Source organism: Halovenus amylolytica, assembly GCA_004015825.1.
Classification (GTDB): domain Archaea; phylum Halobacteriota; class Halobacteria; order Halobacteriales; family Haloarculaceae; genus Halovenus; species Halovenus amylolytica.
Map to the genome: position 1 here is coordinate 115,278 of ML137215.1, position 24,069 is coordinate 139,346.

The 24,069-nt window shown below is 58.8% G+C and carries 27 protein-coding genes; 9 read left to right on the top strand and 18 right to left on the bottom strand.

Annotated features, from left to right (window positions below; translation table 11 throughout):
- Positions 1-322 precede the first annotated feature (322 nt).
- Positions 323-919, bottom strand: coding sequence for a hypothetical protein (locus tag EOW68_RS00545; protein WP_128223225.1), 597 nt, complete (start codon positions 917-919; stop codon positions 323-325).
- A gap of 177 nt (positions 920-1,096) precedes the next feature.
- Here EOW68_RS00545 and EOW68_RS00550 point away from each other — a divergent pair, with 177 nt between their 5' ends.
- Positions 1,097-2,065, top strand: a complete 969-nt coding sequence (locus EOW68_RS00550) for a hypothetical protein (RefSeq protein ID WP_431358674.1) — start codon at positions 1,097-1,099, stop codon at positions 2,063-2,065.
- 13 nt (positions 2,066-2,078) lie between these two features.
- Here EOW68_RS00550 and EOW68_RS00555 read toward each other — a convergent pair whose 3' ends face one another.
- The 4 genes from EOW68_RS00555 to EOW68_RS00570 form a co-directional block, all read right to left on the bottom strand.
- Positions 2,079-2,858, bottom strand: coding sequence for an ABC transporter ATP-binding protein (locus EOW68_RS00555; protein WP_128223226.1), 780 nt, complete (start codon positions 2,856-2,858; stop codon positions 2,079-2,081).
- An 81-nt stretch (positions 2,859-2,939) separates the two neighbouring features.
- Positions 2,940-3,758 (bottom strand): ABC transporter permease, encoded by an 819-nt coding sequence (locus tag EOW68_RS00560; RefSeq protein ID WP_128223227.1) that lies wholly within the window; start codon positions 3,756-3,758, stop codon positions 2,940-2,942.
- 32 nt (positions 3,759-3,790) lie between these two features.
- The gene (locus EOW68_RS00565; RefSeq protein WP_128223228.1) at positions 3,791-4,945 is read right to left on the bottom strand and encodes an ABC transporter substrate-binding protein; all 1,155 of its coding nucleotides are present in this window, start codon (positions 4,943-4,945) and stop codon (positions 3,791-3,793) included.
- A 199-nt stretch (positions 4,946-5,144) separates the two neighbouring features.
- On the bottom strand, positions 5,145-6,608 hold the full coding sequence (locus EOW68_RS00570) for a hypothetical protein (RefSeq protein ID WP_431358675.1): 1,464 nt from the start codon (positions 6,606-6,608) through the stop codon (positions 5,145-5,147).
- A 130-nt stretch (positions 6,609-6,738) separates the two neighbouring features.
- Between EOW68_RS00570 and EOW68_RS00575 the strand changes: the two genes are divergently transcribed.
- Positions 6,739-7,398: a flavin reductase family protein gene (locus EOW68_RS00575; RefSeq protein ID WP_128223229.1), complete on the top strand. Its 660-nt coding sequence runs from the start codon at positions 6,739-6,741 to the stop codon at positions 7,396-7,398.
- A gap of 3 nt (positions 7,399-7,401) precedes the next feature.
- Here EOW68_RS00575 and EOW68_RS00580 read toward each other — a convergent pair whose 3' ends face one another.
- From EOW68_RS00580 to EOW68_RS00590, 3 genes are all read right to left on the bottom strand, one after another.
- Positions 7,402-7,974, bottom strand: a complete 573-nt coding sequence (locus tag EOW68_RS00580; protein ID WP_128223230.1) for a hypothetical protein — start codon at positions 7,972-7,974, stop codon at positions 7,402-7,404.
- 53 nt (positions 7,975-8,027) lie between these two features.
- The gene (locus EOW68_RS00585) at positions 8,028-9,461 is read right to left on the bottom strand and encodes a hypothetical protein (RefSeq protein WP_128223231.1); all 1,434 of its coding nucleotides are present in this window, start codon (positions 9,459-9,461) and stop codon (positions 8,028-8,030) included.
- A gap of 201 nt (positions 9,462-9,662) precedes the next feature.
- Positions 9,663-10,193 (bottom strand): DoxX family membrane protein, encoded by a 531-nt coding sequence (locus EOW68_RS00590; RefSeq protein WP_128223232.1) that lies wholly within the window; start codon positions 10,191-10,193, stop codon positions 9,663-9,665.
- A 177-nt stretch (positions 10,194-10,370) separates the two neighbouring features.
- Here EOW68_RS00590 and EOW68_RS00595 point away from each other — a divergent pair, with 177 nt between their 5' ends.
- Positions 10,371-11,096, top strand: coding sequence for a ribosome assembly factor SBDS (locus EOW68_RS00595; RefSeq protein ID WP_128223233.1), 726 nt, complete (start codon positions 10,371-10,373; stop codon positions 11,094-11,096).
- Between the two features lie 60 nt (positions 11,097-11,156).
- Positions 11,157-12,467 (top strand): GTPase HflX, encoded by a 1,311-nt coding sequence (gene hflX, locus EOW68_RS00600; RefSeq protein WP_128223234.1) that lies wholly within the window; start codon positions 11,157-11,159, stop codon positions 12,465-12,467.
- 17 nt (positions 12,468-12,484) lie between these two features.
- Here the strand turns inward: hflX and EOW68_RS00605 are convergent, their stop codons facing one another.
- The gene (locus EOW68_RS00605; protein WP_128223235.1) at positions 12,485-13,003 is read right to left on the bottom strand and encodes a hypothetical protein; all 519 of its coding nucleotides are present in this window, start codon (positions 13,001-13,003) and stop codon (positions 12,485-12,487) included.
- 83 nt (positions 13,004-13,086) lie between these two features.
- On the opposite strand from EOW68_RS00605, the gene EOW68_RS00610 reads away from it, so the two are divergent.
- Complete coding sequence (locus EOW68_RS00610; protein ID WP_128223236.1) at positions 13,087-13,332, top strand: DUF8593 domain-containing protein; 246 nt, start codon at positions 13,087-13,089, stop codon at positions 13,330-13,332.
- Between the two features lie 67 nt (positions 13,333-13,399).
- Here the strand turns inward: EOW68_RS00610 and EOW68_RS00615 are convergent, their stop codons facing one another.
- Entirely contained in the window at positions 13,400-14,389 is a 990-nt protein-coding gene (locus EOW68_RS00615; RefSeq protein WP_128223237.1) for an MBL fold metallo-hydrolase, read from the bottom strand.
- A gap of 296 nt (positions 14,390-14,685) precedes the next feature.
- On the opposite strand from EOW68_RS00615, the gene EOW68_RS00620 reads away from it, so the two are divergent.
- Positions 14,686-15,207, top strand: coding sequence for an Lrp/AsnC family transcriptional regulator (locus EOW68_RS00620; RefSeq protein WP_128223238.1), 522 nt, complete (start codon positions 14,686-14,688; stop codon positions 15,205-15,207).
- Positions 15,208-15,259: 52 nt separating this feature from the next.
- Positions 15,260-16,162 carry a phosphoribosyltransferase HisG-related protein gene (locus tag EOW68_RS00625; RefSeq protein ID WP_128223239.1) on the top strand — a complete coding sequence of 301 codons (903 nt, stop codon included), beginning with the start codon at positions 15,260-15,262 and terminating at the stop codon, positions 16,160-16,162.
- Here EOW68_RS00625 and sucD read toward each other — a convergent pair whose 3' ends face one another.
- From sucD to EOW68_RS00640, 3 genes are all read right to left on the bottom strand, one after another.
- Positions 16,163-17,032, bottom strand: coding sequence for a succinate--CoA ligase subunit alpha (gene sucD, locus EOW68_RS00630; protein WP_128223240.1), 870 nt, complete (start codon positions 17,030-17,032; stop codon positions 16,163-16,165).
- Positions 17,029-18,174: an ADP-forming succinate--CoA ligase subunit beta gene (sucC, locus tag EOW68_RS00635; RefSeq protein WP_128223241.1), complete on the bottom strand. Its 1,146-nt coding sequence runs from the start codon at positions 18,172-18,174 to the stop codon at positions 17,029-17,031. The genes sucD and sucC overlap by 4 nt, the downstream gene beginning before the upstream one ends.
- Before the next feature lie 102 nt (positions 18,175-18,276).
- Positions 18,277-19,029: an MBL fold metallo-hydrolase gene (locus EOW68_RS00640; protein ID WP_128223242.1), complete on the bottom strand. Its 753-nt coding sequence runs from the start codon at positions 19,027-19,029 to the stop codon at positions 18,277-18,279.
- Between the two features lie 77 nt (positions 19,030-19,106).
- On the opposite strand from EOW68_RS00640, the gene EOW68_RS00645 reads away from it, so the two are divergent.
- Positions 19,107-19,436: a ribbon-helix-helix protein gene (locus tag EOW68_RS00645; RefSeq protein ID WP_128223243.1), complete on the top strand. Its 330-nt coding sequence runs from the start codon at positions 19,107-19,109 to the stop codon at positions 19,434-19,436.
- Between the two features lie 42 nt (positions 19,437-19,478).
- Here the strand turns inward: EOW68_RS00645 and EOW68_RS00650 are convergent, their stop codons facing one another.
- From EOW68_RS00650 to EOW68_RS00660, 3 genes are all read right to left on the bottom strand, one after another.
- Entirely contained in the window at positions 19,479-20,339 is an 861-nt protein-coding gene (locus EOW68_RS00650; RefSeq protein ID WP_128223244.1) for a carotenoid biosynthesis protein, read from the bottom strand.
- 95 nt (positions 20,340-20,434) lie between these two features.
- Positions 20,435-21,775 (bottom strand): aminotransferase class III-fold pyridoxal phosphate-dependent enzyme, encoded by a 1,341-nt coding sequence (locus EOW68_RS00655; RefSeq protein ID WP_128223245.1) that lies wholly within the window; start codon positions 21,773-21,775, stop codon positions 20,435-20,437.
- A gap of 80 nt (positions 21,776-21,855) precedes the next feature.
- Entirely contained in the window at positions 21,856-22,536 is a 681-nt protein-coding gene (locus EOW68_RS00660; protein ID WP_431358676.1) for a hypothetical protein, read from the bottom strand.
- A 103-nt stretch (positions 22,537-22,639) separates the two neighbouring features.
- On the opposite strand from EOW68_RS00660, the gene EOW68_RS00665 reads away from it, so the two are divergent.
- On the top strand, positions 22,640-22,891 hold the full coding sequence (locus tag EOW68_RS00665) for a hypothetical protein (RefSeq protein ID WP_128223247.1): 252 nt from the start codon (positions 22,640-22,642) through the stop codon (positions 22,889-22,891).
- Between the two features lie 22 nt (positions 22,892-22,913).
- Here the strand turns inward: EOW68_RS00665 and EOW68_RS18350 are convergent, their stop codons facing one another.
- Positions 22,914-23,072: a hypothetical protein gene (locus EOW68_RS18350; protein ID WP_431358677.1), complete on the bottom strand. Its 159-nt coding sequence runs from the start codon at positions 23,070-23,072 to the stop codon at positions 22,914-22,916.
- A 47-nt stretch (positions 23,073-23,119) separates the two neighbouring features.
- Positions 23,120-24,040 (bottom strand): HhH-GPD family protein, encoded by a 921-nt coding sequence (locus EOW68_RS00670; RefSeq protein WP_128223248.1) that lies wholly within the window; start codon positions 24,038-24,040, stop codon positions 23,120-23,122.
- Between the last annotated feature and the right edge of the window lie 29 nt (positions 24,041-24,069).

Below are 24,069 nucleotides of genomic sequence, written 5' to 3' on the forward strand. Positions count from 1 at the left end.
TTCACGCTGTGCCGTGGATCGACAACAGTCCCAGTCGAAGAGGGGAACTGTAATCGCAGACACTCATCGTCTCGGCGTATACTGGTGGCTATGCATTCGTCAAGATAGTCGACCACCGTGAGAACGAGTACTCACGGGGATCGCCGCACGTTGTTCGGCTCACCCCACGGAGGTCGAAATCTGTCAGTTTCGTACAGCCGGCAGTATGACAAACTACCGTCTCGGGAACCGGTTGCAGTTCTTTCCCTACTCCCTCTCTTAATTATGCCACATAGCACGTGCGATCTTTTAACTGGATGTTTGTTCGGCGTTGATACCACTCTCAGCGGATGGAGAATCGGTCGGCAATCGTTTCTTTCCCGTCGAATACATCGGCCCCCTCGATATGTATCTCGTACTGGTACGTTCCCGGTTCCATATCGGGGTCTGTCTGTATTTTTCCACCCCAGCCGTCGGGGATATACTGCTCGTGTGGCCCCGACCAGGAGAGTTCAAGTGGGTCGAAGTCGGCATTTGGAAACTCGACAGTGACCTGATCGATCGCATCACCGCCGAGATACTCCCCGGTTTTGCTGTTGTAGACACCGACATTAAGTCCGACTTCCCGTCCTGCTGGGAACTCCCGACTGTTCGCACAGTCGTCCCCGCCATCTGTGTCGTTGGTCGTCGTCGTCTCGTTGGTAACTGTCGCGTTTTCGCCCGTTCCATCGGTCGTAGTATTACCCCCGGTGTCGGTGCCGTCCTGATCTCCTGTGTCTGATTCATCCTGATCCGGTGCTCCAGGATCTGTGATGTAGCTACAGCCTGCGAGACTCACAGTCGTCCAGACCGTTGCCCCCGACGCGAGGAGACGACGCCGTGTGGTTTTCGCGTTATCGGCACTGTCACCTGCATTTTCTTGACGATTCTTTCGTGGCATTATTACAACGATAGAATCTCGGAGGCCAATATACTTAAAAATGGCTGTCCTCAACGTTATAGTTTTTAAGTTTTATAAACGTATGTATAATTTAGGGGGTACCTTTATTAGCCAGTAATTTCAATGTTGTTAGACATGAGTCAGCCAAAAGACCAGACGAGTTCCAGCGGTGGGTCTGTGAGCTCAGACGAACTGTCGACCGAGTCGCCAACACGCGGTTCAACAACACGCCGACGCCTGCTCGCTGCGGGAGCAGCGACATGGGCAACAGTGTTAGCCGGCTGTTCCGGCAACGGCGATGATGGCGATGATAACAACACCGGGGACTCCGATGGATCGTCAGCCCAGCCAGAAAATTTCGTCGTGACAGCAGAGACGGGTACCGGGAGCGAAGGGGTCCCCGAAAGTGCCCAGTTCGCCTCCTCGTGTTCTGCGACGCGACGGTTCGTTCCGGGGATGCAGGTCATCTTCTACGTGGGTATTTACGACCCAGATACGGGTGACCAGTTGACCGACGAAGACCTCAGTTCGGTGAACGTCAACGTCGACGGAGGCGAAACCGTCGAACTTGGCTGGGCGGGTGACGACGAAGAGGATCCCGCAGACGAGTGGGCCGGAGCCTGGACGGTTCCGGAAGACACCGAACCAGGGAGTATCAGCTACACGGTCGAAGTCTCCAACGGTGATGCCAACTATCGGAGCGTCGGCATTCTAGAGAATTCGATCGAGATTATCGAGTATGCCGACCCGACGAACTACGTGGTCACGACCAACACGTACTGGGACGGTTCAGCACCAGAGGACTACGGTGATGGTTTCATCGGCAGCTGTTCACCCGAACGGCAGTTCAGCCAGGAGATGGATGTAACGTTCGTCATTGGCGTCTGGGACAGTGCAACAGGTGAACAGGTCGGGAGTGACGGCCTCGATTCTGTCACGATTTCGTCGACAGACGATGCGTTCAGCGACGTAGAGCTATCGTGGCAGGCTGATACCGAAGAGGAGGATCCTCAATGGTACGGGGCTCTGGAAACGGAAGATCTCGAACCGGGCACCTACGGCTACGAAGTGACGGTCACCGACTCGGGTGCCGAGTTCTATAACGTTGGCATCGCGACGAATCAGTTCAGCATCGTCGAGGTGTAGTCGGTTCCAGCAATTACCGCTCGACAGTTAGACCGAGTTTTTTTCTGAGCCGGTTCCTCAGTCGTTCGAACTCGTTACTGCCTTCGATTTCGACCCGTCGGCCCCACCGTGGTCGCTGCAGGTTCACCTCGAATTCAGCCGTAATCGTCGCCGGCTTCGACGAGATCACCAGGATTCGGTCGGCCAGATAGATCGCCTCGCTGATATCGTGTGTGACGAACAGGATGGTCGTCTGCTCCGAGTTCCACAGCTGGAGGAGTTCGGTCTGGAGCCTGTCTCTGGTCTGGGCATCCAGTGACCCGAACGGCTCGTCCATCAACAGGATGTCCGGGTCGACTGCCAGCGCACGAGCCAGACCGACACGCTGTTTCATTCCACCAGATAGCTCCGAGGGGTAGCTCTGTTCGGATCCAGCCAGCCCGACAGTTTCTATCCACTCTCTGGCGACTCCTTCAGCCTCGCGGTCGCTCCGATCAGGTTGTATATCGAGCCCCATCACGACGTTTTCGAGCACGGTCTTCCAGGGGAGCAACCGGAAGTCCTGAAACACCATCGCGATCTCGTCTGACGGGCCGGTTACCGGCCCCTGACCGGTGACGATTTCACCGCTGTCGGTATCGACGATACCAGCTATACTTTTCAGCAGGGTCGTCTTTCCACAGCCCGATGGCCCCACGATGGCGACGAACTCACCGGCCGTCACGTCGAAAGAAACATCCTCGAGGACAGCGAGGGGGTCCGCATCCGATCCGTACGATTTCCGCAACCCGACGACAGAGACCGATTGAGACATACGACTCCATTGCAGCGTGACGTATTTAAAAGTCGTCTCGTAACCGGCTGCGGTCCTTTTTTTCGAACATACTAGCCACTCTCAAACACTCTGGGCGACGCCGTCACCCCAGGAGACCACTTTTCGCTCGATCGCGACGACAAGTCCGAACAGGAGCAGTTGCGTCACCGAGATAGCCAGGATGGTGGCGAACATCGCGTCCGTCGCGAACGAGTTGTTGTACTGGAGGATGAGATGGCCGATCCCCTCGGTCCCGACGAGATACTCACCGGCGATAACGCCGGTGAACGCGAGAATGACACAGATCTTGATACCAGCGAACACGTACGGCAGCGAGGAGTAGAGGTAGACGTTCCAGAATACATCCCGTCGGTTGCCGGAGAAACTCTGGACCATCTCGACGAGCTCCTCGTCGGTCGATTTGAATCCAGAGAGGGAGTTTACGACCATCGCGAAGAAGCTGATGAGATGGCTAATCGCGACGATCGAGGAGAAGCCGAAACCGAGCCACACGATAAAGATCGGCAACAGCGTGATAATCGGTATCGAACGGGCCGCGATCACGTAGGGGTACAGAACCGTCTCCAGTATCGACCACTCCGCCATCGCCAGCGCCAGCAGGTAGCCACCGACGACAGTCATAACAAAGCCCACGGCAAAGGCTTTGAGCGTGTACTGCAGGTGTTCGATAATCGTCGGATACTCTTCGACGAAACTAGCCAGTATCTCCGACGGTGTTGGCAGTATGTAGGATTCGACGCCGAGAGCAGGGATCCCGAACTCCCACCCGATTACGACGACGACGAACATCACGCCCGGCAAGGCGACAGTTCGACGGCTCAGTGCCGTGTAGATGTTCGAGAGACGTACCTGTACAGCCTGCTGTTTACTCTCTTCCATAGCACATCGGGAACTGGTGTCGCTGGCGACAGTTACACATAGTCCGGGCCAACGTCGTAGTCCGCATCGAGTGCCTCGTAGAAGGCCTCGGCCGTTTCGATTGCCAGTTCCTGATTGTCCTCGATGTACTCGTTCGTGTAGTACTCCTCGACATCACGGCTTTCTTCGAGGAGGCCAGCGTCACGTAACACTGACTGGGTGGTCTCCAGCTGGTCTGCTGGTGTCCATCCTTTTCCTCTCGAAGTCCCGAGTTCTCTGGTGGGCACTCGTGAGGCGTAGATTGGTCCGACCGTCGTCATTACGAGCTCTTCGTCGAAGTTTGGTACCTTGTCCCTGTAGGCCTCTATAACGGCGTCGAGATCAGTTGCGAACATCTTGTGGGCACGGAGCCATCCCCGGACGAAGCTGTTTACCAGCTCTGTCTCGTCGTCGATGACTTCCTGTCGGGTAAACAGAGAGACGCCCAGATTTTCCAGAACGTTGGTGATGATGAGGACGTTCGTCTCGTATCCGTTCTGCTCTAGCCGGGCAACAGCCTGTGGGAAGTACGTGACCGCCGCATCGATCTCTCCCTCCATCATGAGTGCCTCCTCTGATCCAGGTTGCATATTTCGCGTCTCGACGTTCGACGGATCGCCACCACGTTTTTCGAGAGCCGCCATCGCCAGTGGACCAGTCGCGCCGAAAGGATACTGCCCGATAACTTTGCCCTCCATATCGGTCCAGGATTCGATGCCTGCCTCCGCCGTCGAGACAACACCAGCCATCGGGTCGATGACCTGCCCGATGATCCGCAACGACGACCCTTCCTGAATCTGTCGCAACACCGCAGATATCTCGGCATTGCCGAACTTGTCTTGCCCCTGTGCGATCGATTGGGCTGCTGCCTGTGATCCATTGGACGTGGTGAACTCGACATCGATCCCTTCCTCCTCCCAGAGTCCGAGTTCGACACCCGCATCGTTCGGTGCGGCGTCGAGCCCGGAGCGCTGGTACCGGTGGCGGTACGTCGCCGACGGCAACGACGAAGACGACCCTGAACTACCGAGACAACCGACTAGAGACGCCACTACCCCCGTTGCACCCGTCGCCAGGAACGTCCGCCGTGAAACCCCCGAGACACCGGGCCGTTTCTGTCGGCCCTGTATAACAGACTCTCCCCGTTGTGTATCTTCTTTCGAACTCATGGAAGACACCACGATTTCCAGATAATTAAATTATGGCATCGATTTCGCGAAGATGTGGGCGCATTTTAGTATGGTAACGTGATATACTCCGAACTTCGTCTGATACTAACGTGATTAACGTGACCGGACAAACATACGTCCACTATCGGTGATGAAGACAACTGTGTCCGTACGGGCGAAAGGAGAAGAGTCGTAGGGGCTACTCTGTGACTTCGAACGTGAAGTGACAGGCAGGGAGCGGGCGGACCGGATGGTTGTCCAGATAGGAGAGGTGGGGCTTGAGCTGATAGTCGGGATCGTCCTCCTCGGCGGTAAAGATCGCTGGATAGACGTCGATGAAGTGGTGGCCTGGCTGTCCAGACGCCCGAAGGACCGTCCGTAGTTTGTTCCGCTGTGGCCCACTGAGTGCACAGGAGTAGCCCAACATGTCGTTGTCGTAGACGAACATCGGGGTGGTTTCGTACATCGTCCAGCCGATACCGGTCAGTTCGATTTCAATCTCGGTTCCGACTGGGCCACTCGTCGGTTCGAACGTCTCGATCGACGGTTGCATCATAAAGCCAGTGACGGCTATCTCTCGACCGTGGACCTCGGCGGTGATCGGCCGTGTGGAACCGACGTCGACTGGAATCTCTATCTCGACCTGGAAGGAGCCATCACTGTCGGTACTGACAGTTGGAAGGACGTCCGGAAACGGATCCGCCCAGATAGTGTGGTCTGGGGGCTGGTTCTTGCCCTGTGGCTCGTGACCATCGTGGCGATACCAGATGAGATTTACCTCGGTATTGGACGGGAACCCCGACCCGGAGATGATCGCGGTCGTTCCTGCCTGCCCGCACTCGGGAGTGATATCGAGGCTGGCCTCGGTATCTTCGTCGATCTCGGGGTAGTGCAGTTCGATCGGACTCTCGTCCAGCAGCGGGTCGACCCACGATGTTGGTAATTCGCTTTCGGGCTCGGTCACTTCGACGGTCCAGGTCCGCTTGCGCCCGTCAGAGACTTTCCCGTACGGGGACTGTGTGTTGTTCTGGAGGAAGGGGATACCGAGATGGCTCCGCCAGACCTGCAGGACGTGTTTGCCCGGTGGCCCGGCCGCACGGATCTCTGCAGTCGCCGTCCCCCGGTTTTGCACACCGGTCATGAAGCCCACGTAGCCGTTGTCCCAGACGACTGGATAGTTGTTCACCATGATGTCCGGCCCGATCCCGTAACCTCTGATGGTAAATGTATCCCCGAGTTCCGCCGTGTCGTTGAGCAGTTCGAAATGTGGGATAACCTCTATTTCCGCGTCGTCGATTTGGTCACCATTACTGTCTACGAGTTTGATAATATGGTCGCCTCCGTAGTCTTCGGGGATGGCAAACTCCATGTCGAAGGCACCCGAGCCGTCGGTCTGGACACTGGCGAGAGTGTCGACCCGGGGCCGGTACTGTGGCCCAACTATCTCGTGGGCTCTGAGCACGCCCCACTCGCCCTGGACAGATTTCCAGTGCAACTCGAACTCTTCATCTTCGGGCAGGTTTCGGCCCTGGATGAGGATAGTTTCGCCGACGTAAGCGTCGTCGTCACTGAGTACGAGTGTCCCGCGCTGGCTCTGTTGGTCGCCACGCTGACTCCGCAAGCCGTAGCTCTCCTCGCGAGAATTGTCTTGCATCTCGTCCATGCCGATGATTACTCTGACCGTCCATATATATTTGCTGTCGATTCCTACGGTTCAGGAAGGAGAACCGTTGGTGTTCGGTCACCTCGGCTGGAGGGATACAGTTTTAATTGTCGACTTGGAAGGCAGTAGCATGGTACCGTCAGACGCCTCCGAAGTCTTCGACGAGATCACGGAGATGGATTCGACAGCGCTGTTCAAACCGAAGGTCGTCTCACTCGTTGTGACCAACAGCGAGTCGGGCGGCCCGAACATTATGACTGCGTCGTGGTTCATGCTGGCAGGCTACGACCCGTTTCGATATCTTCTCTCTGTCAGCCAGCGAACCTACACGTACGAACTCATCGAGGAAAACCCCGAGTTCGTTCTGGCCGCCCCGTCGGGAGAGATGATAGATGCACTCTCACTGGCTGGGACGGTCAGCGGGCGTGACGTTGACAAAATCGACCACCTGGGGCTGGAGACGGTTCCAGGAAAGGACGTCGACGTACCGCTTCTGGCAAACGCGATCGGCAATGTCGAGTGTTCAGTGATGGACTCGTTCGAGTTCGAGAACTGCACGTACTACTTCGGTTCTGTCGAGAACGCTTACGTCACGTCGGGTGGTCTCGATGGCCGGATTCTCTCGCTAGAGGAAGATATCCTCGCGTACATGGGGAGCAACTGGGGCGACGCAGACGCAGACGAAAAGTACCGCTACCACGCCGACCTCGAGCCCGATGATCTCCGGCGGTTTCCAGACAGCAAGGTCCACGAGACGCTCCCCGAGGAGGTCCGCGAGACCGACGAGTGACGATCACCACAGGGCAGTGTGCCTGCTGACGGCGAACTGGTGACTCTCCGCTCCGCTCTCACCGAAGAGGAAGGCCAGAAAGGGAACCGACAGTTCTGACCCATCCACCGAAACGTGTTCTCTCGGTGTCGACAGTGGGCCGTGTCGCTGGTCGTAGCGCTCGATAGTGTCTCTATCTACCTGCAGCCCGTACCACTGCCCGAGAATTCGCTCGACGGATTGGCAGGAGTGGTCTACAACGTGAAACAGACAGAGGTCGACGATCGGTCGTGCGTACGCACAGTCCGCGTAGAAAAACTCCGAGAGGTCACCCTGGAACGACCGTCCACACTGCTTGCACTCGTACAACTGGACTTCGAGTGTGACTGTCTCGAAACCATCGTCGGTGACTAGTCGGGCAAACGTTTTTCCCGCCGCCTGGTAGCCGTTCTTCCGCAGGGTGGTCGCTGCACACCCCGGGCACGGACGCTCCGAGCCAGCCCGCATCCCGTCGTAGCGTAGCAACTGGTCGTGCACCGCATGGACGAATCCTGGAGACAGTGTCGGGTCTGCGTGTTTCTCCGAAGGATGTTGCATCACTCTATAGCACAGCGCGCAGGGTAAAGTAGTTCACGCCACGAGCAGTGCCTTTATTCGGTGACTTCGAACGCGAAGTGCATCCCAGGCAGTGGTCGCACCGGGTGATTGTGCAAGTACGAGAGGTGCGGCCACCGTTCGAAGTCGGGTTCGTCCGCCTCGACTGTCGCGAGAGTCGGATAGACGTCGATGAAGTGCCATCCCGGATCACCGGTAGCGGGAAACTCCACCCGGACGATGCCGTTCCTGCTGTCTTCGGTGGTGCTAGAGACGACACCCAGTGGCTTGTTATCGTAGAGGAAAAACGGCTGGTTCTCGTAGCTCGTCCACCCGATACCCGACAGTTCGATCGTTATCGTCGTCCCGACGGGACCGCTCGTCGGTTCGAACTGCTCGATCGCTGGCTGGACGACGACTCCCGACAGTGCGAGTGGTTTCCCGTCGGCGACGGCAGCGATCGGGCGCGTTCCGCCCTGGCCGGACGGAATCTCTATTTCGACCTGGAAGCGGCCATCTTCGTCGCTCGTCACGCTGGGGAGGACATCCAGGGCTGGTTCCGGTGTGATATTCCCCTGCCTGTGGTGACCTTCGTGACGGAACCAGACGAGATCGATGGTCTCTTCCGGCGGAAACTGTCGCCCGTCGATGAACACACTCGTTCCGGCCTGGCCTGACTGTGGGGTCAGTTCGAGCGTCGCCTCCCCATCGACATCTATCTCGGGGTAGTGAGCGCTGATCGGACTCTCGTCGAGTTGTGAGTCTACCCATGCCGTCGCTGGTGGGTCGTCGGGTTCGGTAACTTCGATGGTAAAACGATGCGGTCTCCCCTGTCCGACCGGTCCGTATGGCGACTGGGTGTTATTCTGGAGGTAGGGGATCCCACTGAAGTTTCGCCATACCTGGAGTACATGTGTACCCAGCGGGCCGACAGCTCTAACTTTGGCTTTAGCTGTCCCGCGGTTCTGTACGCCGGTGACAAAGCCGACATACCCGTTGTCCCAGGTGACCTGATAGTTGCTGTAGGCCACGTCTGGTCCGATCCCGTAGCCGCTAAGCGTGACTGTGTCTCCCAGTTGGACTGTCGTCTGGTCGAGTTCGAACCACGGTAGAATCTCCAGTTCAGTCTGGTCGACGACCGAGTCGTCCTGGCGGAGTTCGACAGTGTGTGTTCCACCGAAGTCTTCGAAGACGCGCCACTGCTCTTCGAACTGACCCGAGTCGTCGGTGGTCACGGTGGCGATCAGTTCGGTTCGGTGCTGGTACTGTGGCCCAAGAATCTCGTTAGCTTCGAGGACGCCCCACCGACCACTGTATGTGTGCCAATGGAGTTCGTAGCTCTGATTTGCTGCGAGCGAGCGGCCCTGGAAAGTGACCGTATCTGCAACGTATGCTTCGTCTGTACTCGCTGTCAGAGTCTCTGCCGCTCCGGAGTGGTGCTGTCCGGACTCGTCTGTTCTCTGTTGAGATGTGTCTTTTTTCTCGCCCATAGCGATGGTATCGAGACGACGACCATTATATTTTCCCGACGGATCGTGGTTGTTGCGAGGTACTACCGCCGGGCTACGTAGGCACTAGTATTCGTGATGTGACCAGACTCCGTTCGGTCCCAACAGGTAAAAAGAACCGCGACGGTAGCATGACTCTCCTGACAGGGTAACGTCGACCCCTCGGCACAAAACCGGCCGCTCTTACCCCATCAGGATTTTCAATCTGGGATGGTTTTCAACGAACTCGAGCTGTTCGAGTTTGGCGTCGATACCGAAGATGCGGCCTGCTCCGAACGCACCGAGCCCGAAGAGCAGGAATACATAGATCATGTGCTCACTGAATATGAGACTGTTTTCGAACGGGAAGTGCGCGGACCAGTAAAAGAGCATCATGACAGCCCCCCAGAACGCGCTCAGACGCAGGAGTGTCCCGGTCAGAAGACCCAGACCGATGAGGGTCAGACCGACCTGGTTTAGCGGTGTCAACAACCAAGCCCAGTCGTTTGCCATCGTCACCCAGATACTCCCGAACGGATTGCCTTCTGGGACGGCGAACAGCAGAAACTCTCTGACGCTCCACTCGGGGTCTACCACCTTGATTATCCCCGCGTAGAAGAACGTCCAGCCCATGATGAGCCGTAACGAGAGGAGTGAGTATCCGACCCAGTTCTCTGAGTATTCGAACGAGATGCTCCGCCCGAACAGTTCAGACTCTAATTGTCTAGTGGCCATTGTTACGTTCGTATGATATTGGTTAGTAGCAAGTCATATAACTTCTGGCTCTTCCCAGTTCGTGTGAAACAACCCAAGGCTGCAGTACTTCCTCGGGTAGCAGGGAGTATCTCGCGGCCGCGGAACTTCTTCGCCACAGAGCGAACAAATTTAACTGATCCGCAAATAGACCACGGTATGATATCACTTGAAGAGGCCGTAACCGCACGGCTCGAATCACACGGGGAGCGATTCGAAGTGCTGGTCGATCCCGATGCAGCGCTGGAGATCAAACGTGGCGAGTTCGACGGGGAACTCGAAGACGTCATCGCAGCCGAAGACGTCTTCGAGGATGCCTCGCGCGGGGACAGGCCACCCGAGAACGCTCTCGAAGAGGTGTTCGGTACCACAGATCCCCTCGAAATCATTCCGGAGGTGATCAAAGAGGGAGAGATCCAGATCACCGCGGAGCAGCGCCAAGAGATGCAGGAAAAAAAGCGGAAAAATCTCATCAACCGCATCGCGCGCAACGCGGTCAATCCACAGATGGACGACGCGCCACACCCACCGGAACGGATCGAGTCCGCCCTCGAAGAGACCGATTTCCGGATCGACCCGATGGAACCGGTCGAACCCCAGGTCGACGAGGCACTCGATGCCCTGCGCCCGGTGATTCCGATCCGGTTCGACACCGTCACCGTCGCGACACAGCTGCCAGCCGACTACGCGGGCAGTGGGCAAGCGAAGATCCGGCAGTTCGGCGATCTCGAACGCGAGGAGTGGCAGCCCGACGGCTCCTGGATCGGCGTCGTCGAGTTTCCAGCCGGGATGCAAAACGAGTTCTACGATCTGGTCAACGAGGTTTCCAGCGGCGAGGCCGAAACCCGGATCGTCAAGGACGAAGACGATCTGGATACCCGGTAGCTACCAGTTGTTTCACCGGCGACTGGGATTTATATAATACCGTCACCTAGCACTACCCAAGTGACAGGAGAACGTGAACGGATCGTCGTCGCAAAGCGCGTCGATTCGGGTGCGGCCGAGACCGACGAGATCGTCGAACTGGCTCGGGCCGCCGGCTACGAAGTCGTGGATATCGTCACACAGACACGCAAAGAGGACCCTGCCTACCATTTCGGGGAAGGGAAAGTCGAAACAATCGCGAGACGCATCGCCGCCGAAGATGCGACTGCGCTGATCCTCGACAACGAACTCGGGCCCTACCAGACGTTCAACATCGGTAACAAACTCCCAGAGGGGGTCCGGATCGTCGACCGGTTCCGGCTCATCCTGGAGATTTTCGGCCAGCGCGCACAGACACGCAAGGCACAGCTCCAGGTCGAACTCGCGGAGTTGCGCTACGAACTGCCACGCGCCGAGGCGAAAGCCAGCCTCGCGAAACGGGACGAGCGCCCCGGGTTCATGGGGCTCGGGGAGTACGATGAAAGCCGTGAACGGGATATCAAATCCCAGATCTCCCGGATCCGGGACGAACTCGAACAGATCGAACAGACCGACCAGCACCGGCGCGAACAGCGCCGCGAGTCCGGCTTCGATCTGGTCGCGCTGGCCGGCTACACGAACGCCGGCAAGTCGACGTTGCTTCGGCAACTGGCAGCGGATCTCTCCGTCGACGAAAACGAGGATATCCATCCGGATCTGGATACGACTGCAGAGTCCGAAGACCGCCTGTTTACCACCCTCGGAACGACGACACGCCAGGCTGATTTCGACCGCCGCGACGTACTCGTTACAGATACTGTGGGATTCATCTCGGATCTCCCACACTGGCTGGTCGAGTCGTTCAAATCCACGCTGGATGCCGTCTACCGGGCGGATCTGGTCTTGCTCGTCGTCGACGTGACCGAATCTGTCGAGGAGATCCGGGAGAAACTGGTGACGAGCCACGATACGCTCTACGAGCGCAACGAGGCTCCGATCGTCACGGTGTTGAACAAGTGCGATCAGGTCGACGACGAGGAGATCGACCGCAAACGCGAGGCACTGTCGGCGCTGGCCCCGAACCCGATCGTCGTCAGTGCTCGCACCGCGGAGAACATTCCGGCGCTGAAAGACCGGATTCACCAGGAGCTACCGGATTTCGAACGCGAACGCCTCGTCTTGCCGATGACAGAGGATACGATGAGTATCGTCTCCTGGATCCACGACAACGCTCACGTCGAAACCGTGGAGTACGGTGACGAGGTCGTCATCGAGTTCGAGGCCAGACCAGCCGTCGTCGAACAGTCGCGGTCGAAAGCGACGACGCTGGTCGAATCGAGCGCCTCTGCGTAGCCATCGGCGAATTTCTTTCAGTGGGACTGATCCCGGAGCGATGCTTCGGCGATCCCGACAGTGTGTCCGATACCCACGAGTGCGATTCCGACTACGGCGAACAGTTCGTCCATGCCGGCGATGAACGCGAGCATGCCGACGGCACCGAGCACCGAAATCAGGGCTGCCCCGGCGTACATCACTCTGGCGTCTGGAATCTCGCCTGCCGTGTAGGCCAGCCCAGCAGCCGGGAGGAGCATCCAGCCGACGAGACTGATCGAAAACAGCGCGGTCGCTCCCGAGGAGACGAAAAATCCCACCAAGCCCGCCGCCGTAATCGGGAGCCCGACGATCATCACGCCACGCCAGGCTCGCAGGGCACCGTCGGACATGGACTGGTATCCGGTCAGGAGGAAAAACGAGATGAACGCAACCATTACAGCGTGTGCAATCGCCATGCCGTCACTGCCAAGAAAGTCGAGTATAGTGGCCAGCGTTGCGATCCAGGCGGCTGGAACGAGGACGACAGGTCCGAGATCACGGATACGGTCGAGCATACCAGCACGTTCAGGGAGCGGGGCCAAAAGTGGCGCGAGAGAGATGCAGAGTTTTTTATATACTCCCGTGTCAAGAGATGGGTATGACCGTCCTCTCCACGGAAGACGAAGGAAAGTTTCTGATGGACATCGAAGGCGAACAGATCGGGATCGTCACCGAAGTCGATACCGACGCACAGATCGCGTACGTCGAACCGGATCCCGACCTCGGCGAATCGATCGTCCAGGGACTCGGCTTCGGCGATGCAGACGAAGACGATATCGAGGTCCCCGCAGACACTGTCGAGACGGTGACCGACAGTGAACTGCGTGTCCAGAGAGACCTGTAACGCTCACACCAGCAGGTTTTTACCAGAATCAGTCGACCGATAGCCGTCCACCTTCTCGCAGGCCGGTTCACTCGGCGGCGACGTGATACTGATTGACGCCGTCTTCGACACTCCGTTCGAGGCGCCCTTCAGCTTCGAGGAAGGCGAGCGCCCCGACGACTTCACAGAGCACGTACTGGATTTCACGGTCGCCGGAGCGTTCGGCTGCAATGTCGAGTGCAGTCGTCGCTCCGTCCTCGATCAGTCCGTAGGTGTGATCGAGCATCCGGTCGAGGCTTCCACGGGAGCGTTCGATCATCGCCTCGGACTGCTGGTGCGCGGGCCCGTGTCCAGGGAACACTCGGTCCACGTCCAGCCCGTCGAGTCTCTCTAGTGAGGTATAGAAGGCCTTGACACCATCTTCGACACCGTCGTCGAGTCCGGTGTGGATGATCACCGATCGGAACGGCTCCAGCAGGAGATCGCCGGAAAAAAGGACTGCTTCGCCGTCGAGATCGCCGTAGTAACAGAGATGATCTGCCTGGTGGCCCGGCGTGTGGATCGCCCGCAGCTCCAGCCCGCCGACAGTGAACAGCTGGTCGTGTTCGATCCAGTGGTCGACCGTCTCGGGGTCGAGAAGTGCCTGATTGCGCTCCAGCGATTCGGTCGATTTTTCGATCGCCATCTCCAGTGTCGATCCAACCAGCCCGGCTGCTTTCCCGTTGACTCGGACCGTCTCTTCGAGGTCGGCGCGGTCACGGTCGAGTCGTTTTCGGACGCCTGCAGGGGCGTACACGGTCGGGTCGGCTGCCTCCTGAATCGCCGGGATCTGTCCGAGATGATCGACGTGTGGATGTGTGACGACGAGGTGTTCGATTTCCGAAAGCGACCGTCCGGCGTTCGCGAGGCCGGCCTGTAGCTGTTCCAGGGACTCTTCGCCGACCATTCCTGCATCGACGAGAATCGGCTCCGACCCATCGATCAGTGTGACAACCACGTGCCCGGGTGGCCAGTCGACACTGATCTCGATACGGTGAACAGTTGACGTCTCTCGCTGTGACCTGCCAGGTGACTCCATTCTTCATCCGTTAATTCCAGGATGAATATAAGCCTTGAGGATCACTCCGGTTGCCGAGCATCTCTCTCTGGGCCGATAACTGGATAATTGCCCCTCTCGGGAACAGAACAGGGTACAAGTCACTGACTGCGTCTGATTTCTGGTTGTTTCATCGAATCCATCTGTCTCGCCAGGGCCTGTGCTGGATTAACGCAAAACGGGAGGTCGTTAACTATATTTAACATTGGAATTTAAATAGTCGCATATGAATCTGGACGAACCGCCTATTCGAGTGACTTGCAGGGGATCGAGCAAGCATGACTGAGCACGACGCACCGGACTGGGATTTCAAGGAGCGGGATATCCTCATTCTGCAGGAACTATCGAGGGATCCACAGCTCTCCTCGCGAGACCTCGCCCGAATTCTCGAAGAGGACCACGGCATCGACGTCTCTCACGTCACAGTCAGCGAATCGATCCGCGGGATGCGCGAGGAGGGCGTGTTCCGGGAAGCGATCATCCCCAACGAGGAGTACTTTATTTTCGCCCTGTTCGAGTTCAAACTTAACCCGGCGAATTTCGAGGAGGGCTGGCGCGGGGCGATGGAGGAGATCCGCAACGACGAGCACACAATCTTCTATTTCCTCTCGGACGGGGAGTACCAGTGGAAATCCGTGATGATGTTCTCCGGTCGGCGGGCCGAATCGAAGTGGATCCACGAATTTTACAAGAAACACGGCGAGGTCGTCGAAAACATCCGGAACTCCGTCGTCCACAACGTCCTCAAGTTCCGGACCGATCCGGAGATTCTGGCGGGGCTGTCCGAACAGCGAAAGTAACGTCGGACGGAAACCGGTCGCGTTTTCATGCTGGCCGCGTTTTGTGCCGGTAATGGAGCCGATACGCGTCGCAGTTCCCCGGAAAGGCCGCCCGCTCGAGGCGGTACTCGAACGTGTCGCACGAAGCGGCTGGGAGGAGCAGGCCGACGAGATCATCTCGACACTTCGCTACGAGAAGGCCATCACGAAGGACAAAAAAGCGGCCGAGTCGGACGTCTACAGCCGGCTCGAACGCTACAGTGATCTCGCCAAACCGACCGCACCGGAGTATACGCTGATGCGCGACGACCGGGCAGGGATGCCGAGACGGGTCGTTTTCGACAGCGTTACTGTCCCACTCGGGGACCGGCGGGTCCAGCTTGTCGGGCGCGAGGAACCGCTCCGCTCGCTCCGGAAACACGAGTTCGCGCTGGGATTCGACAGCGCCGACCTCGTCCTCGAAGAGATCGTCTCGCTGGGCGAGGAACCCCTGACGGGGCTCGACGCGGTCAACGAACGGATCAGTCCGACAGACACGGACGTCCGGGTGGTCACTGGACTGGGCGATACTGTCTATCACACGCTGATGGCACGCCCGGAGGTACTGGCGTCAGACCAGTCACTCGACCGGACGTTCGTCGGCGGATACTCCGGCGAGCTGTGCATCTCGCCACGGTACGAGCGGCTGGTCGAGGCGGTTCTGGGTACCAGGAACACCGGATCGGTCGAGTTCACGTATCCGGAAAACGGACAGGAGGAAGAAGAAGCGATCGCGGAGACCGGGCTCGGCGTCTATATCACTGTGACGGGCTCGACAGCCCGTGAGTACGGCCTCGTCGTCGGCGAGAAACTGTTCCCCAGCGAGACGGTCCTCCTCTCGAACGTCTCGGAGACGGACGAACGAAGCGAGAAAGTGGTCGACGAACTGCTCGCAGAGACGCGGGGCGAAACCGAAATTCCGACGCCGAACTCCTGATCAGAGGAACTGTTCGATGTAATCGGCGACTTCGTTCGGCGTATCTCCGACTCTGACGCCCGCATCTTCGAGCGCGTTTATCTTGCTCTCTGCTGTCCCGGTTCCGGAGCCGGAGACAATCGCGCCGGCGTGACCCATCCGTTTGCCCGGCGGTGCGGTCCGACCGGCGATGAAGCCGGCGACCGGCGTGTCCATGTTTTGTCTGATGTATTTGGCCGCGTTCTCTTCGTCTTCTCCGCCGATCTCACCACACATCACGACGGCGTGGGTGTCCGGATCGGCTTCGAACAGCTTCAGCGTGTCGATGAAGTCCGTCCCGATGATCGGGTCGCCACCGATCCCGATCGCCGTCGACTGCCCGAGGCCGCGCTCGGTGAGATTGTCGACGACCTGGTACGTGAGTGTCCCGGAGCGGGAGACTAGCCCGACGTTGCCCGATTCGAAGATGTTGCCCGGCAGGATGCCGAGTTTCGCCTCGCCGGGTGTGATCAGCCCTGGACAGTTCGGACCGACCAGATATGTATCCGTCTCTTTGAGCTTGCGGTAGACTCGGCTCATGTCCTGGGTCGGGATTCCCTCCGTGATCGCAACGACCAGATCAACTGGTGCGTCCAGTGCCTCGAACAGCGCGTCACCGGCGAAGGCCGGCGGCACGAAGACGACTGCTGCGTTGGCGTCTTCCTGCCGGGCAGCGCCCGAGACGGTATCGTAGACGGGGACATCGTAGACTTCCTGCCCACCTTTGCCAGGCACAGCGCCGGCGACGACGTTCGTGCCGTACTCGATCATCTGACCGGCGTGGAACTTGCCTTCGCCGCCGGTGATCCCTTGCACGACGACTCGGGTGTCGTCGTCGACAAGAACGCTCATTGGGTCACCTCCTCGGCTGCCTCGACGGCACCCTGGACGGCGTCTTCGAGTGTCGCTTCTACCTGTACGAGGTCTGTGTTGAGAATCTCCATCCCTTCTTTTGCGTTTGTGCCGGCCAGCCGAACGATGACCGGTTTCGGAATTTCGTCGAACTGTTCCAGTGCATTGTTTATCCCGTTCGCCACCTCGTCACCACGGGTGATGCCGCCGAAGATGTTGAAGACGACGGCGTCGACGTTCTCGTCGGAGAACACCATATCGAGCGCGTTTGCCACTCGCTGGGCTTTCGCGCCACCGCCGATATCGAGGAAGTTCGCGGGTTCCCCGCCGTAGTAATCGACCAGATCGAGTGTGGTCATCACCAGTCCCGCACCGTTGCCGATGATGCCGACGTTGCCCGAGAGGCGGACGTAATCGAAGCCGTACTCGTTGGCCTTGGCTTCCAGCTCGTCGCCGGCAGCATCTTCTTCCATCTCTGCCAGATCGGGCTGGCGGAACAGTGCGTCTTCGTCGACGTTGAACACCGCATCGGCCGCGATGACCTCGCCGTCGCTGGTGACCATCAGCGGGTTGATCTCGGCGTCGCTGCCGTCCCGTTCCTCCCAGAGGTCGTACAGCGTCGAGAGAATCGAGGAGACATCGCGTGCGATGTCGCCGTCGACACCGGCCTCGTAGACGACTTTCCGGGCCTGGAAGTCGTGCATCCCGAAGGCTGGGTCGATGTGTTCGCGGGCGATCGCGTCGGGATCCTCCTCGGCGACCTCCTCGATGTTGACACCGCCACGCGTCGAGACCATGGCGACGGGTTTGCCCTCGCCGCGGTCCATCGTCACGCCGACGTACAGTTCGTTGACGAAATCGACGGCTTCTTCGACGAGGACGCGGTCGACCTCGAACCCCTTGAGATCCATCCCCAGAATCTCGTCGGCGGCCTCGCGGGCCTCCTCGCCGTCGTCGACGAGTTTGATCCCGCCGGCTTTCCCGCGGCCCCCGACGTGGACCTGCGCCTTGATCGCGACCGGGTAGCCGATCTCTGCTGCGGCGTCGACGGCCTCGTCTACTGTCCTCGCGAGTGTCGAATCGGGCGTCGGAATCCCCGCGTCTGCGAAGAGATCCTTCGCCTGGTATTCGTGTAATCGCATGCTACTCTCAGCTTTCTTCCTTGCCGTGTTAGTTGTACCGAAACAGGTCAGACGAAAGCGAACAGATGCCTAATTCGTTGGTCTGTGATCCGAAGCGATAGCTCAGGATTCGTCGAGTGCGACAGCCACGCTGCGGGATTCGACGTCCTCGACGAAGGCTTGCGAGTCTGTTTCCAGCGCTGTGAACGTGTTGTAGTGGATCGGGAGGACGAGTTCGGGATCCATCGCTTCGGCGAGTTCGGCAGCCTCCTGTCTGTCCATCGTGAAACTGCCACCGATCGGCGGGAGGAAGACGTCGACATCGAGCGCTTCGTGGCCATCGAGGACGTCGGTGTCGCCTGGCCAGAAGATGCGGGTTCCATCTACAGAGAGGAGAAAGCCACAGCCCCGACCCTGGGGGTGATACGGCGTCCCATCTGCTCGCGTATGCGGTCCGTTGGGTTCGTTGTAGGCCGGCACCGTCCAGAGTGGGACCTCCTCGACGATCCGGTCTGCTTCAGTCCCAACCTCCAGTACATCGAAGGGGAGATTGACAAATCGGGGCAGATCCCGACCGCTGGTGCGCGGATTGATCCCGTCGCAGACGACGACTGTGGCGTCCTCACTGGCGACCCGCTCGATCCCGTCAGGATCGTAGTGGTGGACGTGCGAGATACAGACGAGATCACCGTCTTCCGGACGGATATCTGCTCCTGGTGGGTGAGCAGACTGCGCTTCCGGGCTATCGGCTTCCCACTCACCAGTCAGCACGCCGTACCGGCCGGGATCGAGATAGATCGTCGACTCCGCGCTGTCGATCCGAACCGTCGCGTACCCCAGCCACTCGATCTCCAGATCCTCGTATGTAACCGTCATACTCGGAATTCGGACTGCGAGGGACAAAACAGCAGCGTTGCGGAAAGCCTTTGGACAGAACCATCGTAGGCTGTGCTATGAGTCTCGACGAGCTTACAGAGGATATCGAAAGTCGCTACGCAGATCTCGGTGACGAACTCGACGTCGAACTGGACCGGGAGACACGAAACGAACTCGCGATGTTGACCGTCGCCTTCGAGCCAGACGACCCCGACGAACTGGTCCGGCGCGCGATCCACATGCTGTTCCAGACGAGTGTCGAAACGGGGAAACTCGACTTCCACCTCCGCAGTAGCCACGGCGTCAACTACGACGAGTATCTCTCGGGGATGACCTTCGAGGAGATGACCGGCGGCAACCAGTTCCCACAGCCACAGCAAAACGACGACCGGCGATACCAGTTCTAAGACGGTCGCACTGTTTTCGACTGCCAGAGCGGTCCCTGCCGGCTATCGACCCACGCTTTCACCACGCCGACGCAGCCACGGTACCGATCCGGCGTGGACGAAGACAGTGACTGCGATCATCGCGACACTGATCCCCAGCAGCGCCGGTGTCGTCCGGTACATCCCCAGTGCCAGATAGTACCCAAGGTAGAAGCCGTGATACAGCACCGGTACAGCAGCGATTCGAAGATCGACGTGGTCGATCTCGATGCCGTCGCGAATGACGGCGAGTAAGGATAGCACCAGCACGCTCCCGAGAGTCAGGATTTCTAGTACCAGGGTTCGCGCCACGACCTCCCACGCTTCGAGACCGACGATCAGGCCGACCAACGCGACGAGCAAGCTTCCCCCGCCGAGGGCAGCGACCGAAATGCTCCCGGACGGGAGTCGCCGTTCGAGCACGAGCCACCCGGCGGGAAAGAGTGTCGCGACGAGGAACCACCCTGTGAAGTTGCCGAGCGGCACTCCGAACCACTCGCCGGGGGGTAGCCACTGCCAGAACGGAATGCGGATCGCGATCGCGTCGATAGCCAGGTCGATGTGGAGGGCATAGAGTCCGACGAAGAGCGGACGGACGCGGCGGGAGAGGCCGAGCATTTCTCCGGCTGCCATACCACTGTAGATAATCGCGCCCCACCCGAACCCGATGACGACCGGGACGTCTCCCAGCGTCAGAACGAAATCCGAGAGCGTGTAGACGTACCGCTCGAAGCGCAGGATCACCAGTTGTTCCAGTATAATCCCGTACACAGTGACCGTCACGAGCAATGCGACCTGCTTTCTGGTTCCCCAGGCATGCCACAGACAGAGGGCAAGCCCGAGCAGTCCCAGAAACAGATTAGCAACGAATACAGGCTCCGTCATCCTTCGAGTTACCGGATGTCTCTGTTACACCTACTACTATGTTCCGTATTACTTACTCACCAGTTGTATTATACCGATGCGTCCCACTCCAGCAGCTACTGTACTGCGTCGACGCTTTCTGCGAACAACTCCGCACCGAGCGTGATCTCTCGTTCGGTCACGTCGAGTGGCGGGAGAATTCGAATCGTTTTGGTCCCACAGCCCATGATCAGGTAGCCCCGCGAGAACGCCTCCTTCTGGACCCCGTCGCGCAGTTTCTTGCTTTCGAGTTCGACGGCGAGCATGAGTCCCTTTCCGCGGATATCAGTAACTCCATCGAGGTCGTAATCCGAAAGTTCTTCTTGCATCTGACGCCCGCGAACCGTCGCGTGATCGAGCAGATCGTGGTCCTCGATCGCATCGATCGTGAACACACCCTGCGCCGAGGCGAGAATATCGCCCGCGCCCCACGTCGAGGAGAGACGACTCGACTCGCTGGGGAAAATCTCCTCTCGCGAGATCGTCGCGCCGATCCGTGCCGACTTCGCGCTGGCGATCACGTCCGGTTCGATCGGGTAGTGATCCGACGCCCACCACTCGCCCGTCCGCCCCATCCCCGACTGCACTTCGTCGACGATCAGGGGGATCTCGTGTGTCGAACAGAGATCCGCAATCTCCTGGACGAACGCATCGCTCGGAAACCGGTAGCCGCCCTCGCCCTGGACCGGTTCCATCACAAGCGCGGCGACTTCGTCGCTGTTGACGTACCCCGTCTTCTCGGCGAGCATCTTCCCGAGTGAGGAGGTATCGTCGAAGAAAAATCCACAGTCACAGGTCTCCGGGGAGCAGGACCGATCGGTACAGAATGGAATATCGTGAACACTCGGAATTTCCGGGAACTGGCGTCTGTAGACCTCTTTCGAGCGATTCAGTGAGAGCGTGCCGAGCGTTCGACCGTGGAACGCCCCCTCGCAGGTGATCGTGTACTTCCCGTGGGTGTGATCGAAACTGATCTTCAGCGCGTTTTCGACAGCCTCCGCGCCGCTGTTCGAGAGAAAGACGGTGTCCATCCCGTACTGGCTGGAGATATCGGTCAGCCGATCCATCAGATCGGCGGGACCTGGAACGGACATATCTTCGAGCACTGTTGTCGCTGGGAGATAGAAATCCTGTCCGGCAATTTTCGTCGGATCGACGAGATCGAACTCCGAGAGTGGCTCCACGATCTTGGGGTTGTTGTAGCCCAGCGGCATCGAGCCCACGTGTGCGGTAAAGTCCATCAAGACGTTGCCATCGACGTCGGTACAGAACGGTCCGACTGCCGGAGCGGTGTGGTCCCAGACGAACTCGTAGACATAGGTACTGGGCGCTGCCGTCTCGTGATGGTACTCGACAACTCGTTTGCCCCGATCACCCGGAAGCTCCCCAACCTCGGGCACCGCACTCTCTCGCTCCATGGCCTACACTCGGGTGTGGACGACGAAGTAAGTTGCCGTCAGTCTGCTGTACCCGGCTACCGTCTGGGAGTAACAAACGATTAATCGAATATCATATCCCTTGCTGTTTTGAGATACAACCGGGGCGTCCGGGCTCTCGATCCGGAGAGTGCGTCGCGGAGTTTTGCTGTGGCACGGTCGTCGACACCCGGCCCGTGACCGACGTGAATCCGTGTCGGTTCGAACACTTCCAGGGCGTCCGGCGGGAACAGCCGGAGCATCGGGTGGACACCGAGTTCGCGGTCCTCTGTATGGAAGTAGTCAGTCGTTCCAACAGCCTCGGGAACGAACAGATCCCCAGTCTCCTGGTTGTAGAGCGCTCCTTCCTTCCAGAACGTATTGTCGACAACTGTGTGTAGTCGGTAGCCCGAATCACCCAGGGCGTTGCTGAATCGCTTGACCGATGCGTCCAGTTCCTCGGCGACCCCATCGAAAAAGCTGGGGATGTAGACAGAGACGTCGTGGCGGTTTGCGACTTTGGCGGCGTCCCGTTTGTGGCGGTCGAGCAAGATGACGACGCCTGCGACCTCACCGAACTCCGCGAGCAGGTCGTCGAGTCCCTCGACGTCGACTGGATCGATGACCCAGACGTCGCCGTCGGACTCGATCGCGTGACTCGCCCGCTGCATCGTCTCGTCCGGATAGGCGATCCAGCCGACGCCGTGTTCGTGTCTGTCGATTTCCTGCCACTCCGTCGCCAGGCCGGAGGCTTTCATTGGCATATGTCCATCTCTTGGGCTGCTCGCTACAAAAGAAACACCCATCGAGGCCGGGAAACAGGGTTTCGAACCCTACTTTTTCGACGAGTTCGTACGCTCCAGCACGATGGTTGGCTCCCGAACGGTGACTGCTGTCGTCGGAATCGTCGGCAGTTTGCTTCTCAGCGCTGTTCTCTGGTGGTATTTCGATACACTTTTCTTTTTCCTCTTTATTCCATTTATTCCGTTTCTGCTCCGTGGCTCCGATCGAGAGACGAGACAGATCAGAGAGTGTCCGCAGTGCGGGTTCAGGACAGTCGAAGACCAGTACGAGTACTGTCCCAAAGATGGTCGGAGACTGGAGCAGCAGAGACGCTGATCGTCAGTGATCGAACCGACGGTCAGAGTACGAAGAGGAACACGATACCGCCGAGCAACAGCAGTATGAGGCTGTATATCACGATGCTGACCAGCAACGAAAGCAGCTTGAACGGCAGCAGTATCAACTTGATCGGCAACATGAGCAGGGACCAGAGGAAGCCGAGCAGGTTCCGAATCATAGCTGTATTTTTGTCACCAGGTAATATCAACGTGCCGGCCGGTCGAATCAGCGACGGAGGGTTACAGTGAGGCTGTCGCCGTCGCCGGCCAGTTCCACGAGTCCGTCCTCAGCCAGATCCGAGAGTAGTCCACGGAGCCACTCCCGGCCGTAGGTGCCCTCTGGCGCGTAATCGACCCTGATTCGCGGTCCCAGCTCGTCGAGTTCCAGCGATCCGTGTTCGCTCAACGTGTTGATCACCCGGCCCCGAAACTGCCGACGGCTCCCCTCGAAATCCGGCTGTTCTGGAACGTCCGGTGCGGTAAAATCCCCAGTCTGGTAGGCCTGACACCACTCGCGCCACGGGCAGCTAGCCTCGTCACACGAGGGGGTCTTCTCGCAGGCCACCCCACCCAGCTCCATGATCGCGTTGTTCCAGATTCGTGACTTTCCCTCCGGCATGAGCGCGCTGGCAGCGCGTTCGAACACACGGTCGTCGTCCGGGATGCCGAACGCGCGGTAGAGAACGCGTTTGACGTTGGTATCCACGACAGCATCGCCGTTGTTGAACGCGAAGCTCGCGACTGCGTTTGCGGTGTAGGGGCCGACACCCATCAGTTCGGACAGTTCGTCCGGTTCTTCGGGAAACTCACCGCCGTACTCCGCCTGGACCTGCTGGGCAGCCTCGTGGAGGTACTTCGCCCGGTTGTTGTAGCCCAGACTGTGATCCGACCAGAAGGCCACGACCTCCCCGCGTTCAGCAGCGGCGAGCGTCGCTACCGTCGGCCATCGATCCAGAAAATCCTCCCAGGCCGCGACGACGCGGCCGAGCTGTGTCTGCTGGCTCATCACCTCCGAGACGAGAATCTCGTATGGATCTGTCATCTGTCGCCAGGGGTACTCGCGGTGGTCAGACTCGTACCAGGAGACGAGCGCGTTCTGCACAGTCACGGTGTCGACATCTTCGAACGGATCGGCCGCCTCTGTCATCGAACACCGCTTCGGGCTACTGGAATTTG